The organism is Luteibacter sp. (assembly GCF_051958795.1).
GTDB lineage: Bacteria > Pseudomonadota > Gammaproteobacteria > Xanthomonadales > Rhodanobacteraceae > Luteibacter.
Genome location: NZ_JBQCFT010000353.1, coordinates 1 through 14,625, shown reverse-complemented (window position 1 = coordinate 14,625; position 14,625 = coordinate 1). Strand labels below are relative to the sequence as shown.

The window sequence follows — 14,625 nt, the reverse complement described above, 5'->3', positions numbered from 1 at the left end:
GGCTGGCAGCCAAGAAAGGCCACCACGCCGTTGTGGGAGCGTGCTTGCACGCGATAAACCTACAAGGCAGAAAAGACGAAGGGCCCGCTACGAAAACGGGCCCTTCTTCTTGCGCGTGTTTCGCATGTCCTGCCGCCCATCGCGTGCAAGCACGCTCCCACAAGCACGCTCCCACAAGGGGGGCGGGCGGCGATCAGGCTTTCTGGATCGTCTGCTCGATCGAGCCAAAGATCGAGCGGCCTGCCTTGTCGGTGACATCGATACGGATGCTGTCGCCGAATTTCAGGAACGGCGTGGCCGGCTTGCCATCGCGCAGGGTTTCCACCGTGCGCTGCTCGGCCAGGCACGAGGCGCCCTTGCTGGTGTCTTCGTTCGCGATGGTGCCGGAGCCAACGATGGTGCCAGCGGTGAGCGGGCGCGTCTTCGCGGCATGTGCCACGAGTTGGGCAAAGTTGAACTGCATGTCGACGCCGCACTCGGCTTCGCCGAACCACTTCCCGCTGATCCACGTGCGCATCGCCAGGTGCAGCTTGTCGTCGTGCCAGGCATCGCCGAGTTCATCGGGCGTGACGAACACCGGGGACAGCGCGGAACGCGGCTTCGACTGCAGGAAGCCGAAGCCCTTGGCGAGCTCGTTGGGGATCAGGGCGCGCAGCGACACGTCGTTGACCAGGCCCACGAGCTGGATGTGGCCCGAGGCCACGTCCGCGCTGGCCGCCATCGGCACATCGTCAGTGATCACGACCACTTCGGCTTCGAGGTCGATGCCGTACTCTTCGCTAGGCACCACCACCGGATCGCGCGGGCCGAGGAAGCCGGCGCTGGTCGCCTGGTACATGAGCGGATCGGTGTAGAACGACGCGGGCACTTCCGCGCCGCGGGCGCGGCGGACTCGCTCTACGTGCGGCAGATAGGCGCTGCCATCCACGAATTCATAGGCGCGCGGCAGGGGTGCGGCCAGCGCCGAAATATCCAGCACGAAGGCACCTTCCGCCTTGCCTGCCTCGAGGTCTTCCGCCAGCGCGTTCAGGCGCGGCGCGGCGACGTGCCAGTCATCGAGCGCGGCCTGCATGGTCGCGGCGATGCCGCTGGCCTTCACGGCCTTCGAGAGATCACGGCTGACGACCACCAGGGTACCGTCGCGGCCGCCTTCCTTCAGCGAAGCGAGTTTCATGTGTTTCCTTGATCGATCAGGCGGCGTTCGGGTCGAAGTGCTTCTTCAGCCCGCGCCAGCATTCGTAATAGTTGCCCTGCAAGGCGGCCGATGCCAGCGCCTGCTTGCTGGCATGGATGACCCTGCGGGTTTCGAACATGAAAGCCATCGTACCCGTGATGTGGTCTGGTTTCGTCACATCGGCGTTCGAGGCTTTCTCGAAGCTCGCGTTATCCGGGCCGTGCCCGCTCATGCAGTTGTGCAAGCTGGAACCGCCCGGCACGAAACCACCGGCCTTGGCGTCGTACGCACCGGTGATCAGCCCCATGAATTCGCTGGCGACATTGCGGTGGAAGTACGGCGGCCGGAAGGTGTGCTCGGCGACCAGCCAGCGCGGCGGAAAGATCACGAAATCCATGTTGGCCACGCCCGGCGTATCGCTGGCGGAGGTCAGCACCGTGAAGATGCTCGGGTCCGGGTGATCCACCGCGATGGAGCCGATCGTGTTGAAGCGACGCAGGTCGTACTTGTACGGCGCGTAGTTGCCGTGCCACGCGACCACATCGAGCGGCGAGTGGTTGATGTCGGCCTGCCACAGCTGGCCCTGGAACTTGGCGATGAGGGCGAAATCACCCTCAAGGTCTTCGTAGGCTGCGACCGGCGTGAGGAAATCACGCGGGTGCGCCAGGCCGTTGGCGCCGATGGGGCCGAGATCCGGCAGGTGCAGCGGTGCGCCGAAGTTTTCAGCGATATAGCCGCGCGCTTCGCCATCGGGCAGTTCGACGAGGAACCGGATGCCGCGCGGGACGACGGCGATTTCCAGCGGCTCGACTTCCACGACGCCAAGCTCGGTGCGAAGTCGCAAGCGGCCCTGCTGCGGGACGATCAGCAGCTCGCCATCTGCGTTGTAGAAGTAACGGCCCCCCATGTCGCGGTTGGCCAGGTACTGGTGGATGCCCACCCCGACCTGCTCGCCCGGGCCGCCATTGCCGCCGATGGTGAACAAGCCATCGATGAAATCCGTGCCGGCCGGCGGCATCGGCAGCGGATCCCAGCGCATCTGGTTCGGCGTAGGCGGCGCATCGTTGAACCGGTTGTGGAACGTCGGGTGCGCCAGCTCGCGGAACGGCGAATGCTGTGCCGCCGGCAGGATCCGGTACAGCCAGCTACGCAGGTTGCGATGCCGCGGCGCGGTGAACGCGCTGCCGGAAAGCTGCTCGGCGTACAGGCCCTTCCCCACCTTCTGCGGCGAGTTCTGACCCGTGGGCAGCACGCCCGCGACCGCCTCCGTGGCGAACTCGTTGCCGAAGCCGGTCTGGTAGCCGTTGGTGTCGTCGGTGTGGCTCATCGTGAAGTCCCGAAGCGATGCCAGCCTAATGATGCCGTAGGAGCCCACCTTGTGGGCGACATCTCTCGCGATGGTGCAACAGGCGTTGTTGCGTTTTCGCGAACGGCGTCGCCCACAGGGTGGGCTCCTACAGTGGGGGCCCGGCGCCATATCGGCGCCGGGCGTTCGAGCTCAGATCACGCCGCGGCGCATCTGGTCGCGTTCGATCGACTCGAACAGCGCCTGGAAGTTGCCGTTGCCGAAGCCTTCGTTGCCCTTGCGCTGGATGATCTCGAAGAAGATCGGGCCGATGTTGTTCTGGGTGAAGATCTGCAGCAGGAGCTTCTTGTGCGTCTCCGGGTCCGCGTCGATCAGCAGCTTGTTCTTCTGCAGGCGCGGCACGTCTTCACCGTGGTCCGGGATACGGATGTCGATGACTTCGAAGTACGTGTCCGGCGTATCGAGGAAGGCCACGTTCTTCTCGCGCATGGCTTCGACGGTTTCGTAGATGTTGTCCGTGAACAGCGCGATGTGCTGGATGCCTTCGCCGTTGTACTCGCGGATGTATTCGTTGATCTGCGAACCGTGGTCCGAGCTCTCGTTCAGCGGGATGCGGACCATGCCATCCGGCGCGGTCATCGCCTTCGACACCAGGCCGGTCTTCGCGCCCTTGATGTCGAAATAGCGGATTTCGCGGAAGTTGAACAGGCGCTCGTAGTAATCCGACCACTTCTGCATGTTGCCGAAGTGCAGGTTGTGGGTCAGGTGATCGATGAAGGTGAGGCCAAAGCCCTTCGGGTGCTGATCCACGCCCGGGAAGAAATCGTACTCGGCCTCGAAGCAATCGCCCTTCGCGCCGTACTTGTCGATCAGGTACAGGCAGGCATCGCCGATGCCCTTGATCGTTGGCACGTTGAGCGCGAGCGTCTCGGTCTTGTCGGCGAAGAGCTCGGCACCGTTCGACACGGCGGTCTTCTGCACGTCCGTGGCCGGGCGGTTGAAGCGGATCGCGAAACCGCAGGCCGAGGGGCCGTGCTTCGACACGAAGTCGGCGGCGAACGAGTTGGGCTCTTCGTTGACCAGGAAGTTGCAGGCGCCCTGGCGATACAGGGTGATCGCCTTGGTCTTATGCTTGGCCACGGCGGTGAAGCCAAGGCGGGGGAACAGGTCGTGGAGCAGCTTCGCCTCGGGCGCGGCAAACTCGACGAACTCGAAGCCATCGACACCCTGCGGGTTTTCGAAGGTGGTGACTTCCATACCGATATTGGGCTGGGCGCTCATAAGCGATACTCCTGGCTAAAGGGGCGGCTTGCGCCGTCTACCCACACCTTATAGTTTCACTTGTAACCATTTGCAAGGATCGGCGCAGCATGACCCTCGAAATCGTCCCCGCCCATGCCCCGCTGGAGCTGGAGCACTTCCTGCCCTACCGGCTTTCGATCCTGTCGAACACGGTCAGCCAGTCGATCGCGGACGAGTACCAGGACCGATTCCAGCTCAGCATGACGGAATGGCGCGTGATGACGATCCTGGCCCGCTTCCCGGCCAGTTCGGCGACCCAGGTAGTAGAGCGCACGCGCATGGACAAGGTGGCGGTGAGCCGCGCCGTCGCCCGCCTGGTCGAGGCCGGCCGGATCGATCGCGGCACCTACGACGGCGACAAGCGCCGCTCGGTCCTCAACCTCTCCGAAGCCGGCTGGGCCATCCACGACGAGGTGGCCCCCCTCGCCCGGGCCCATGAGCGCGAGTTGCTGGAAAAGCTCAGCGAAGATGAGAAGGCCTGGCTGGAGAAGATCCTGGACAAGCTGCTGGGCTAAACCTGCCCGCCGCCCGTAGGAGCCCACCCTGTGGGCGACGCCGTTCGCGATGGCGTGCGGGCCTTGCGGCGGTGAGGCGAAATATGTCGCCCACAGGGTGGGCTCCTACGAAAGGGCCACCCGCATTACTTGATCCCGTGCATCAGCTTGTTGATCAGCGGTGCGATCAGGAACAGCAGGATGCCGGCGCCGATCAGCAGCTCGAAGCTGAAGGAGAAGCCGGACAGGGCCGACGCGACGGTCATGCCGCTTTCGCCGCTAATGTGGCCGGCAAGCAGGCCCGACAGGTTGTTGCCGATGGCGGTGGAGAGGAACCAGCCGCCCATGGCTAGGCCGACCACGCGAATCGGTGCCAGCTTGGTCACCATGGAAAGGCCGATCGGCGACAGGCAGTGCTCACCAATGGTCTGGGCCACGTAGCAGGCCGCCAGCGGCCAGACCGGGATGAGGCCGCGGCCGTCGACACGGCTCTTCAGCGCGTACATCAGCACGAGGAAGCCGAGGGCGTTGAAGATGAGGCCAAGGCCGAACTTGCGCGGGATCGAGGGCTCGGCCCGGCGCTTGGCCAGCCACGCCCAGACCAGGGCAACCGGCGGCGCGAAGACCAGGATCGCCGCCGAGTTCACCGACTGGAACCAGCCGACCGGGAATTCCCAGCCGAACATGAGGCGATCGACCAGGTTCTGCGCCAGGAAGTTGAACGAGCTGCCGGCCTGTTCGAAGAACATCCAGAACAGCACGTTGAACGCGAACAGCACCAGCATCGCGATGACGCGGTGGATCTGGATCGTGTCGTGGCGCACGGCCTCGAGCACCAGCATCACGGCCACGCCGACGAACAGCGCACCCAGCAGCCAGGCGATGAAGATGGCACCGGCCTTCGCCATCAGCAGGTACACCAGCGGAATGGCGACCACGATGCCGATGAGCACCGCGAGGAAGCTCTTGCCGGCGTGGCGCTCGGGCGGCGGCACGCCCACGCCCTTCAGCTGCTTGCGGCCGATCAGGAACCAGATGAAGCAGATGACCATGCCGATGCCGGTGGAGGCGAACACGGCGCGGTAGTTCTGCTGCAGCGGCGTGTCGGTGAGCACCGACGCGATCCAGCCGGTCACGAGCGGGGCAAGGAAGCCACCGAGGTTGATGCCCATGTAGAACAGGGTGAAGCCACGATCGCGGCGATCATCGCCGACCGGGTAGATCTGGCCCACGAGCGACGAGATGTTCGGCTTGAACAGGCCGTTGCCGACGATGACCGTGGCGAGGCCGGCCAGGAAAATATCCTGCTGCGGCACCATCACCATGAAGACGCCGAGCCCCCTCCCGGCGGCACCGACGAGGATCGAGCGCTGGTAGCCGAGCACGCGGTCGGCCACGTAGCCGCCGAAGATGGCCGAGGCGTAGACGAGCGCGAGGTACGCGCCATACGTCCGGCTGGCGTAGCCCTGCCCCGAGGCATCGCCGTTATAGAACTCCGCCACGATGTACAGCGCCAGCGCCCAGCGCATGCCGTAGAAGGCGAAGCGCTCCCAGAACTCGGTCATGAACAGCATCCACAACGGACGCGGGTGACCCATGATCTGGGGGTACTCGGGCACGTACTGTGCCTGGCTGGGGGCGGATGAAGTCATGGCTTCCCTTGGCGTGAATCGATGAGGGTGTTTAGCCGGACCCGCCCGTCACGTCAATTCTCACGCCGCCCGCCCTCGTAGGAGCCCACCCTGTGGGCGACGCCTTCCGTACCGCCGCCACAGGATCTACGCGGCTTTCGCGAAAGATGTCGCCCCCAGGGTGGGCTCCTACGAGGCGGTCCGGGTCGTTCGGAAACGGGGATCGTGCGGGTGGGATTCAGGTACCCAGCAGCGTACGGACCTCGATCAGCTCCGGGAAAAAGCTCTGTTCCAGCGCTTTGCGCAGGAAGGCGACGCCGGACGAACCGCCGGTGCCGGGCTTGAAGCCGATGATCCGCTCCACGGTTTTCATGTGGCGGAAGCGCCAGAGCTGGAAGTTCTCTTCGATATCCACCAACAGCTCGCTGAGATGATACTCAGACCAGTACGCGCCCGTATCTTCATAAATACGCTTGAGGATGGGCAGCAGCGCCGGCTGGCTGTGCCAGGGCTGGGTGAAATCGCGCTCGAGCAGTTCCACCGGCACGGGGTGGCCGCGCCGCGACAGGAAGCGCAGGTACTCGTCGTAAAGCCCCGGCGCCTCGTAAACGGCTTTCAGCCGCGCATGGCCGGCGGGGTCGTGTTCGAACACCTTCAGCATGTCGCCATGCTTATTGCCCAACAGGAACTCCACCATCCGGTATTGCAGCGACTGGAAACCGGACGATGGCCCCAGCACGTCGCGGAATTCCAGGTACTCGGCCGGCGTCAGCGTCTCCAGCACGCCCCACTGCTCGTAAAGCTGCCGCTGGATCTGCTTGACGCGGGCAAGCACTTTCTGGGTGCCGCCGAGGTCATCCGCCCGCAGGCGCGCCAGCGCGGCATCGAGCTCGTGGATCATCAGCTTCAGCCACAGCTCGGAGGTCTGGTGCTGGATGATGAAAAGCATCTCGTCGTGGTGCTCGGGCTCGCTCAGCGGGTGCTGGGCGGTGAGCACCTGGTCCAGCCGGAGGTACGAGCCGTAGGTCACCCGCCCTTCCAGATCGGTGCGGATGCCAGGTTCGAGGTCGCGCTGGGGGTGGGCCATGGGCGTCTTCACATATGGGGTGGACAGCGCACGAACGGCGCCACGAAGCCATTTCGGGGCTAAGCGGCGGCCTTGTCATGCTGCGGCGTGCCTTGCCGGGCCATAATACCCCTGATATCTAGTCCGGCTCGCAAGACCTGATAAGCCGTTCGCGCCCCGCTGGATGGGCCCGTCCGCTTCCCCAATCGTGCGTGTCGTTTCTAACCTTCCCCTGGGAGCGAGTCGTGTCCATCGCCGCCAAGTTTGAAATTGAATACCTGCAGTACCTTGACCAGGATGGCAAGGAAACCGGCAAGGAGTTGCCTGCTTTCGCCAAGGATCTCGACCACATGGTCGAGCTCTACAAGCTCATGGTCTCCACCCGCGTATTCGACGCCAAGTCGATCGCGCTGCAGCGTACCGGCAAGCTCGGCACCTACGCCTCGTGCCTGGGCCATGAGGCCGCGCACGTGGGCATCGGCAGCGCCATGCGCCGCGAGGACTCGCTGGCCGTGTCCTACCGCGAGTACGGCGCCCAGCTGTATCGCGGCGTGAAGCCACGCGAGGTCTACACCTACTGGGGTGGCGACGAGCGCGGTAACGACTTCAAGGATGCCCCGGCGCACGATTTCGCCTGGTGCGTGCCCATCGGCACCCAGTGCCTCCACGCGGCCGGTTCGGCGCTGGCCTTCAAGATCCGCAAGGAGCCGCGCGTCGCCGTGTGCACCATCGGTGATGGTGGCTCGTCGAAGGGCGACTTCTACGGCGCGATCAACGTCGCCGGCGCGCAGCAGCTGCCGCTGGTCGCCGTCATCGTGAACAACCAGTGGGCCATCTCGGTCCCGCGCCGCATCCAGAGCGGCTCCGGCACGCTGGCCCAGAAGGGCATCGCGGCCGGCCTGTTCTGCATCCAGGTGGATGGCAACGACATCATCGCCGTGCGCAAGGCCATGGAAGACGCGCTCGAGCGCGCCCGTTCCGGCCAGGGCGGCACGGTGATCGAAGCGGTGACCTACCGCCTCGGCGACCACACCACCGCCGACGATGCCCGCCGCTACCGTGGCGAGCAGGAAGTGAAGGACGCCTGGGAACGTGACCCGGTGCCGCGCCTGCGCAAGTGGCTCGAAGCCAAGGGCAAGTGGGACGACGCGAAGGAAGAGGCCTGGAAGGCCGAGTGCGACGACTGGATGGACAACGAGGTGAACGCGTACCTGGAGACGAAGAACCAGCCGGCGACGGCGATGTTCGACTACCTGTACGCCGAAGTCCCGGCCGACCTCGAAGCGCAGCGCGAGCTCGCCGCTTCCCTCGATCGCAAGTCGTAAGGAGCCTTTCCCATGGCACAAATCACTCTTATCGAAGCGGTGACCCAGGCGCTCGCCTACGAAATGCGCAACGACGATAGCGTCGTCGTGCTCGGCGAAGATGTCGGCGTCAACGGCGGCGTGTTCCGCGCCACCCAGGGCCTGCAGGAGCAGTTCGGCGAAGAGCGCGTCATCGACACGCCGCTGGACGAAGGCACCATCGCCGGCCTGACCATCGGCCTGGCTGTGCAGGGCATGAAGCCGGTCGCCGAAGCGCAGTTCGAAGGCTTCATCTACCCGATGATGGAGCACATCGCCTGCCACGCCGCGCGCATGCGCAACCGCACCCGCGGCCGCATGACCGTGCCGGCCGTGTGGCGCGCCCCGTGGGGCGGCGGCATCCGTGCACCGGAGCATCACTCCGAGGCCAACGAGCACCTGTTCACCAACATCCCGGGCCTGCGCGTCGTCATGCCGTCGTCGCCGGCGCGTGCCTACGGTTTGCTGCTCGCCGCCATCCGCGATCCGGATCCGGTGATCTTCTTTGAGCCGAAGCGCATCTACCGCCAGTACAAGGAAGAAGTGCCCGATGATGGCGAGGCGCTGCCGCTCGACGTCTGCTTCGTCCTGCGCGACGGCACCGACGTCACCCTGGTCACCTGGGGTGCGCAGGTCAAGGAATGCCTTGAAGCCGCCGACGAACTCGCCCAGCAGGGCATCAGCGCCGAAGTCATCGACGTCGCCACGCTGACCCCGCTTGATTTCGACACGATCGCCGAATCGGTCACCAAGACCGGCCGTTGCGTCATCGTGCACGAAGCGCCGAAGACCGCCGGTTTCGGTGCGGAAATCGCCGCGCGCCTGTCGGAAGAATGCCTGTACAGCCTGCTCGCGCCGGTCGAGCGCGTCACCGGCTTCGATACGCACATCCCGCTGTTCCGCCTGGAAATGAAGTACCTGCCCAGCGTCGAACGCATCGTCGAAGCCGCCCAGCGCACGCTGGCCGCCTCCTGAGGAACCCCTAGACATGGCCGATATCAAGACCTTTTTCCTGCCGGACCTCGGCGAAGGCCTGCCCGACGCGACCGTCGTCGAATGGCACGTCAAGGAAGGCGACACGATCAAGCTCGACGCCCCGCTGGTGTCGATGGAAACCGCGAAGGCCGTCGTCGACGTGCCCTCGCCCTACTCCGGTACCGTGAAGAAGCTGCACGGCGCCGTCGGTGACATCATCGAAACCGGCGCCTCGCTCGCCGATTTCGAGATCGACCCGAACGCCCGCCAGCGCGCCGAAGCCGAGTCCACCGGCCACCACCATGGCCCGAAGAAGGGCGTTGGCAGCCCGGCACCGGACGATGCCTCCAAGGTCATCGCCTCGGATGACGGCGGTGAAATCGATTCCAGCAACGGCAAGGCCGACCGCGAAGACGAAGGCACCGTCGTCGGCGCCATGGTCAGCGGCAACGCCGTGCACACCGAGCAGGTCTCCAGCGCCGGTGGCGTCAAGGCCGTGCCGGCCGTGCGCGCCGCCGCCAAGAAGCTCAAGGTCGACCTCACCCGCGTGCAGCCGACCGGCGCCGGTGGTGTCATCACCATGGCCGACGTGAAGAACGCCGCCGCCAATGGCAGCGCCGCGGTGGGTTCCGCCCCGGCCCGTCCGGCCGCCGCCCAGCACCTCGCCCCGACGCTGCCGGAACCGGGCCCCGCCCCGACCCGCACGCCGGTGTCGCTGGCTGGCAAGGCCGTCCGCACCGCGCCCCCGGGCAAGGAAGCGATGGGCCAGCCGGAGCAGCTGAAGGGCGTCCGCCGCAACATGGCGCGCGTCATGGCCGATGCCCACGCCCAGGTCGTCCCGACCACGCTGGTGGATGACGCCGACCTGCACGCCTGGATCGGCAAGCAGGACATCACTGCCCGCCTGATCCGCGCGATCGTCGTGGCGTGCAAGACGGTGCCGGCCCTGAATGCCTGGTTCAACGGCAAGGACCTGACCCGCACGCTGCACCCGCACGTGGATATCGGCATCGCCGTGGATACGGACGACGGCCTGTTCGTGCCGGCCCTGCGTAACGCCGACGTGCTCGACGGCGCGGGCATCCGTGCCGCGATCAAGCGCCTGCGTACGTCGGTCGAAGACCGCAGCATCCCGGCCTCGGAGCTCTCGGGGTACACCATCAGCCTGAGCAACTTCGGCATGTTTGCCGGCCGTTACGCCACCCCGGTGGTCGTGCCGCCGACCGTTGCCATCATCGGCGCCGGCAAGCTCAGCCACGACGTGGTCGCCGTCATGGGCGGTATCGAAGTGCACCGCCGCATGCCGCTGTCGCTCACCTTCGACCACCGCGCCGCCACCGGCGGTGAGGCAGCGCGCTTCCTGAAGGCGCTGATCGACGACCTGGGTTTGCCCAATTAAGCCCTGATCGACAGTGTGAAACCGGAAAGCGCCGCCCCTCACCGGGCGGCGTTTTTCGTAGGAGCCCACCCTGTGGGCGACGCCGTTCGCGGAGAACCCGCATGGCCTGCGGCGTTATCGCGCAAGATGTCGCCCACAGGGTGGGCTCCTACAGTAGATCTTGGCGATTGGCGGTATCCTTGCTGCCATGCTCAACAACGACACCCTCCGTAGCATCCGCTACATGCTCGACCTGGGCGACGTCCACGTCGTCGATATCCTCGCGCTCACCGGCTTCAAGGCCACCCGTGAAGACGTCGAGGCCTGGCTGAAGAAGGACGAGGAAGATCCCGGCTTCGTGGCCATGCCCGACCTGGCCATGGCGCATTTCCTCGATGGCCTGATCGTCCACCGCCGCGGCCGTGACGAAAGCCAGCCGGCCCGCCCGGTCGAAGCCCGGATCAACAACAACACCGTGCTGAAGAAGCTGCGCGTCGCCTTCGAACTGAAGGAAGACGACATCCTCGCGATCATGGGCGATGCGGGTTTCCGCGTCTCCAAGGGCGAGGTCAACGCCCTCTTCCGCCAGCCCAAGCACAGCAACTTCCGCGTCTGCGGCGACCAGTTCCTGCGCAACTTCCTCAAGGGCCTGACCCTGCGCCTGCGCGGCAGCAAGTAGTTCCCGCGCGCTCAGGCCGCACGACACCGCAAGGCCCCATCGCGCGCAACCGGTGGTACGGTCGGGGCTCCTTTCCAGGAGGCTCCGCCATGCATCGCAGCCGTCTCACCGGCATCGTCATCGATTGCCAGGACACCGACCTCGCCACCGCCACGGCTTTCTGGAGCCAGGCACTCGGCAAGCCCATCGACGATGCCGATGAGGACGGGGACGGTAAATATGCGTCCCTCAAGACCGAACCTGACGAGATCCAGGTGATCATCCAGCGCGTGGATCATCCGAGCCGCGTGCACCTCGATATCGAGGCGGATGACCTGGACGCCGAAGCTGACCGCCTCGAAGCACTGGGTGCCAGGCGCGTCGCCTTCATCAAACGCTGGTGGGTGATGGAAGCACCGACAGGCCACCGTTTCTGCATCGTGCGCAAGCAACGAGACGAGTTCGGCCCCCACATCAACACATGGGAACTTCCGTAGGAGCCCACCCTGTGGGCGACATTTTTCGAGACGACCCGGAAGGGCCTGCGGCTCTTTCGCGAACGGCGTCGCCCACAGGGTGGGCTGCTACGATCAGATCGAGCGGCGTTTCCAGATCAGGTGGCGGATGACCAGGGCAACCGCGAGCACGGCGACGAAGGCGCCGTAGCCGTATAGCGCCGGCACGACCTGCTGCCAGATCGCCCCGCTCTTCGGGCCGAATTCATCGGCCGCGGGCAGTTCGACCGCGTCGTACGCCATGAGCGCCGCCTGGATCGAAAGGATCACCGAGCCTACGAGGGCCAGTGCATCGAAGGCGCGCCGCGCGGCGGAGCGCGGCAACGTCTTCGGGTAATGCCAATAGGCCCACCCAAGCACGATGAGCCACGGAGCGAGCAACATCAGTGCGAGGTAGCGCATGGGCGTTTAGTCCTGGTCGGCAGCCAGCGCGTCAAGGGCGGCGCGCAGTCGGAGCATGGCGGCGGCACGCGCCACCTCGTCGGGATAGGGCTGGCCGCTGGCGACCGGCTCGCCGTTGACGAGCAGCACCACGTGGTCACCCTGCGATTCGATGATCGCCGCGGCACCGCCCAGCGTGGAGAGCATCTGGCGCGCGGCACCGGCAGCCTTCGGATCGGCATGGGCCACCGAGAGCAGCAGCTCTTCGCCATCCGCGCCGAACAGGCGGAAGCGGAAGCTGCCATCGGCCTCGCGGAAACTGGCGAAGCGTGGTGGCTTCGCCTTCGCCGCGGGCTTCGCCGCCACCGGCTCAACCTTGGCCGCCGGACGGAACGTGCGCAGGCCGACCGCGTCGCGTAGCTGCTCAAGCAACGGCACGGCGATCGCACGGGCCTTCGCGGCGCCGGCGAGCAGGATGTCTTCCATGTCGTCAGGCCGCGCCATCAGCGAGTCGTAACGCTCACGCATCGGCGCCACATCGGCTTCGATCCGCTCGAACAGCACCTGCTTCGCCTCGCCCCAGCCGATACCGCCATGCAGCGCATCGGCGAAAGCCGCGCTCTCATGCGGCGTGGCGAACGCCTTGAAGATGGTGAACAGCGCGGAATCGTCGGTGTCCTTCGGTTCGCCGGGAGCGCGCGAATCGGTCACGATCTTCATGATCGTGTCGCGCAGCGCCTTCGAACCGCCTTCGAACAGCGGAATGGTGTTGTCGTAGCTCTTGGACATCTTGCGGCCATCGAGACCCGGCAAGGTCGCGACCTGCTCTTCGATCTGCACTTCCGGCAGCACGAAGTAATCACGGCCATAGATGTGGTTGAAGCGCTGCGCGATATCGCGCGCCATCTCGATGTGCTGGATCTGGTCGCGGCCGACCGGCACCTTGTTGGCGTTGAAGGCCAGGATGTCGGCCGCCATGAGCACCGGGTACATGTACAGGCCCGCGGTGACACCGGCATCGGCGTCTTCCTGCTCAGCCACGTTCTTGTCCACGGCCGCCTTGTAGGCATGCGCGCGGTTAAGCAGCCCCTTCGCCGTGACGCAGGCCAGCAGCCACATCAGCTCCGGCACTTCCGGGATATCCGACTGGCGGTAGATCGTCGCCGTGTCCGGGTCCAGGCCGCCGGCCAGCCAGGTAGCCGTGATCTTCATGCGCGAGGCAGCCACGCGGTCGGCGTCATCGGCCTTGATCAACGCGTGGTAGTCGGCCATGAAGTAGAAGGCATCCACGTTGGGATCCTTGCTGGCGACGATGGCGGGACGGATGGCCCCGGCGTAATTGCCGAGGTGCGGCGTGCCGGTGGTGGTGATGCCGGTGAGGACGCGGGTACGCATGGGGACCTTGCTTTGAAACGGACGGAAACCGCCCGAGTGTAGCCCGCGCGCCCGGCCCCGGGCGACCCCTCAGCGCATCTGGGTCGAGTTGCCAAACAGCGACTCCACCAGCTCCACCGCCAGCTTGGCCGTCTGGTTCCGCTTATCGAAGGCCGGGTTCAACTCAACGATGTCCAGCGAACCCACCCGGCCGGTGTCGGCGATCATCTCCATCACCAGCTGTGCCTCGCGGTAGTTCGGGCCCCCGCGCACGGTGGTCCCCACGCCCGGCGCGATGCTCGGGTCGAGGAAGTCGACGTCGAAGCTCACGTGCAGGTGGGTGTCCTCATCGACCCCGGCGAGCGCCTCTTCCATGGCGGCCTTGATGCCGATTTCGTCGATATAGCGCATGTCGTAGATGTCGATGCCCACCTCGTGGACCAGGCGCTTTTCACCCTCATCCACGGAGCGGATACCGATCTGGCGGATCATGTCCGGCGAAATCGCCGGCACGGTGCCACCGATGCCGGTGAGCTCATCGGGCCCGTGGCCGCACAGGCAGGCGACCGGCATGCCGTGGATATTCCCCGATGGCGTGATGTTGCTGGTGTTGAAGTCCGCGTGGGCATCGAGCCACAGGATGCGAAGGTTCTTGCCCTTCTCGCGGCAGTGCCGGGCCACGGCCGATATCGAACCGATCGCCAGGCAGTGATCGCCGCCCAGCATGATCGGCAGGTGCCCGTCGTTCAGAGCGGCATAGATCGCCTCGTGGGTGGCCGTGTTCCAGGCCACTGCCTCGGGCAGGTGGCGGTAGCCGTTGGTGGGCGGCTGCCACGGGTTCAGGGGACCGGCGACATTGCCGCGATCCACGACCAGCATGCCGCGCCTCTCGAGGCGCTCCGCCAGGCGGGCGACGCGCAGGGCCTCGGGGCCCATGGAACTGCCGCGGTGGCCGGCGCCGATATCGGTGGGGACGCCTACGAGGGCGACCGAACGGGTGGTTGGGCTCATGGGGTCTGGCTCAGTGG

Annotated in this window: 14 protein-coding genes; 6 read left to right on the top strand and 8 right to left on the bottom strand. The window is 65.8% G+C overall.

Annotated features, from left to right (window positions below):
* Nucleotides 1–193 precede the first annotated feature (193 nt).
* The 3 genes from ACTHLF_RS18825 to hppD all read right to left on the bottom strand — a co-directional run bounded on the left by ACTHLF_RS18825 (nucleotide 194) and on the right by hppD (nucleotide 3,761).
* Nucleotides 194–1,174 carry a fumarylacetoacetate hydrolase family protein gene (locus ACTHLF_RS18825; protein WP_440329384.1) on the bottom strand — a complete coding sequence of 327 codons (981 nt, stop codon included), beginning with the start codon at nucleotides 1,172–1,174 and terminating at the stop codon, nucleotides 194–196.
* A gap of 16 nt (nucleotides 1,175–1,190) precedes the next feature.
* Nucleotides 1,191–2,501 carry a homogentisate 1,2-dioxygenase gene (gene hmgA, locus ACTHLF_RS18820; RefSeq protein ID WP_440329383.1) on the bottom strand — a complete coding sequence of 437 codons (1,311 nt, stop codon included), beginning with the start codon at nucleotides 2,499–2,501 and terminating at the stop codon, nucleotides 1,191–1,193.
* Between the two features lie 171 nt (nucleotides 2,502–2,672).
* Nucleotides 2,673–3,761, bottom strand: a complete 1,089-nt coding sequence (gene hppD, locus ACTHLF_RS18815) for a 4-hydroxyphenylpyruvate dioxygenase (RefSeq protein ID WP_440329381.1) — start codon at nucleotides 3,759–3,761, stop codon at nucleotides 2,673–2,675.
* Nucleotides 3,762–3,850: 89 nt separating this feature from the next.
* Here hppD and ACTHLF_RS18810 point away from each other — a divergent pair, with 89 nt between their 5' ends.
* Nucleotides 3,851–4,297, top strand: a complete 447-nt coding sequence (locus ACTHLF_RS18810; protein WP_440329379.1) for a MarR family winged helix-turn-helix transcriptional regulator — start codon at nucleotides 3,851–3,853, stop codon at nucleotides 4,295–4,297.
* Between the two features lie 125 nt (nucleotides 4,298–4,422).
* On the opposite strand, the gene ACTHLF_RS18805 is transcribed toward ACTHLF_RS18810, so the two are convergent.
* On the bottom strand, nucleotides 4,423–5,928 hold the full coding sequence (locus ACTHLF_RS18805; RefSeq protein ID WP_440329378.1) for a peptide MFS transporter: 1,506 nt from the start codon (nucleotides 5,926–5,928) through the stop codon (nucleotides 4,423–4,425).
* 217 nt (nucleotides 5,929–6,145) lie between these two features.
* Entirely contained in the window at nucleotides 6,146–6,994 is an 849-nt protein-coding gene (locus tag ACTHLF_RS18800; RefSeq protein WP_440329376.1) for a tryptophan 2,3-dioxygenase, read from the bottom strand.
* Nucleotides 6,995–7,218: 224 nt separating this feature from the next.
* Between ACTHLF_RS18800 and pdhA the strand changes: the two genes are divergently transcribed.
* The 5 genes from pdhA to ACTHLF_RS18775 all read left to right on the top strand — a co-directional run bounded on the left by pdhA (nucleotide 7,219) and on the right by ACTHLF_RS18775 (nucleotide 11,824).
* Nucleotides 7,219–8,298, top strand: coding sequence for a pyruvate dehydrogenase (acetyl-transferring) E1 component subunit alpha (gene pdhA, locus ACTHLF_RS18795; RefSeq protein ID WP_440329374.1), 1,080 nt, complete (start codon nucleotides 7,219–7,221; stop codon nucleotides 8,296–8,298).
* 12 nt (nucleotides 8,299–8,310) lie between these two features.
* Nucleotides 8,311–9,291 (top strand): alpha-ketoacid dehydrogenase subunit beta, encoded by a 981-nt coding sequence (locus tag ACTHLF_RS18790; RefSeq protein WP_045828010.1) that lies wholly within the window; start codon nucleotides 8,311–8,313, stop codon nucleotides 9,289–9,291.
* 13 nt (nucleotides 9,292–9,304) lie between these two features.
* Nucleotides 9,305–10,690, top strand: a complete 1,386-nt coding sequence (locus ACTHLF_RS18785) for a dihydrolipoamide acetyltransferase family protein (protein WP_440329372.1) — start codon at nucleotides 9,305–9,307, stop codon at nucleotides 10,688–10,690.
* 187 nt (nucleotides 10,691–10,877) lie between these two features.
* Nucleotides 10,878–11,348, top strand: a complete 471-nt coding sequence (locus tag ACTHLF_RS18780; RefSeq protein ID WP_440329370.1) for a DUF1456 family protein — start codon at nucleotides 10,878–10,880, stop codon at nucleotides 11,346–11,348.
* Between the two features lie 89 nt (nucleotides 11,349–11,437).
* Nucleotides 11,438–11,824 carry a VOC family protein gene (locus tag ACTHLF_RS18775; protein WP_440329368.1) on the top strand — a complete coding sequence of 129 codons (387 nt, stop codon included), beginning with the start codon at nucleotides 11,438–11,440 and terminating at the stop codon, nucleotides 11,822–11,824.
* A 93-nt stretch (nucleotides 11,825–11,917) separates the two neighbouring features.
* Here ACTHLF_RS18775 and ACTHLF_RS18770 read toward each other — a convergent pair whose 3' ends face one another.
* From ACTHLF_RS18770 to rocF, 3 genes are all read right to left on the bottom strand, one after another.
* Nucleotides 11,918–12,244, bottom strand: a complete 327-nt coding sequence (locus ACTHLF_RS18770) for a hypothetical protein (RefSeq protein ID WP_440329367.1) — start codon at nucleotides 12,242–12,244, stop codon at nucleotides 11,918–11,920.
* Nucleotides 12,245–12,250: 6 nt separating this feature from the next.
* Nucleotides 12,251–13,618 (bottom strand): tryptophan--tRNA ligase, encoded by a 1,368-nt coding sequence (locus ACTHLF_RS18765; protein WP_440329366.1) that lies wholly within the window; start codon nucleotides 13,616–13,618, stop codon nucleotides 12,251–12,253.
* Between the two features lie 69 nt (nucleotides 13,619–13,687).
* Nucleotides 13,688–14,608 carry an arginase gene (rocF, locus tag ACTHLF_RS18760; RefSeq protein WP_440329364.1) on the bottom strand — a complete coding sequence of 307 codons (921 nt, stop codon included), beginning with the start codon at nucleotides 14,606–14,608 and terminating at the stop codon, nucleotides 13,688–13,690.
* Nucleotides 14,609–14,625 lie beyond the last annotated feature (17 nt).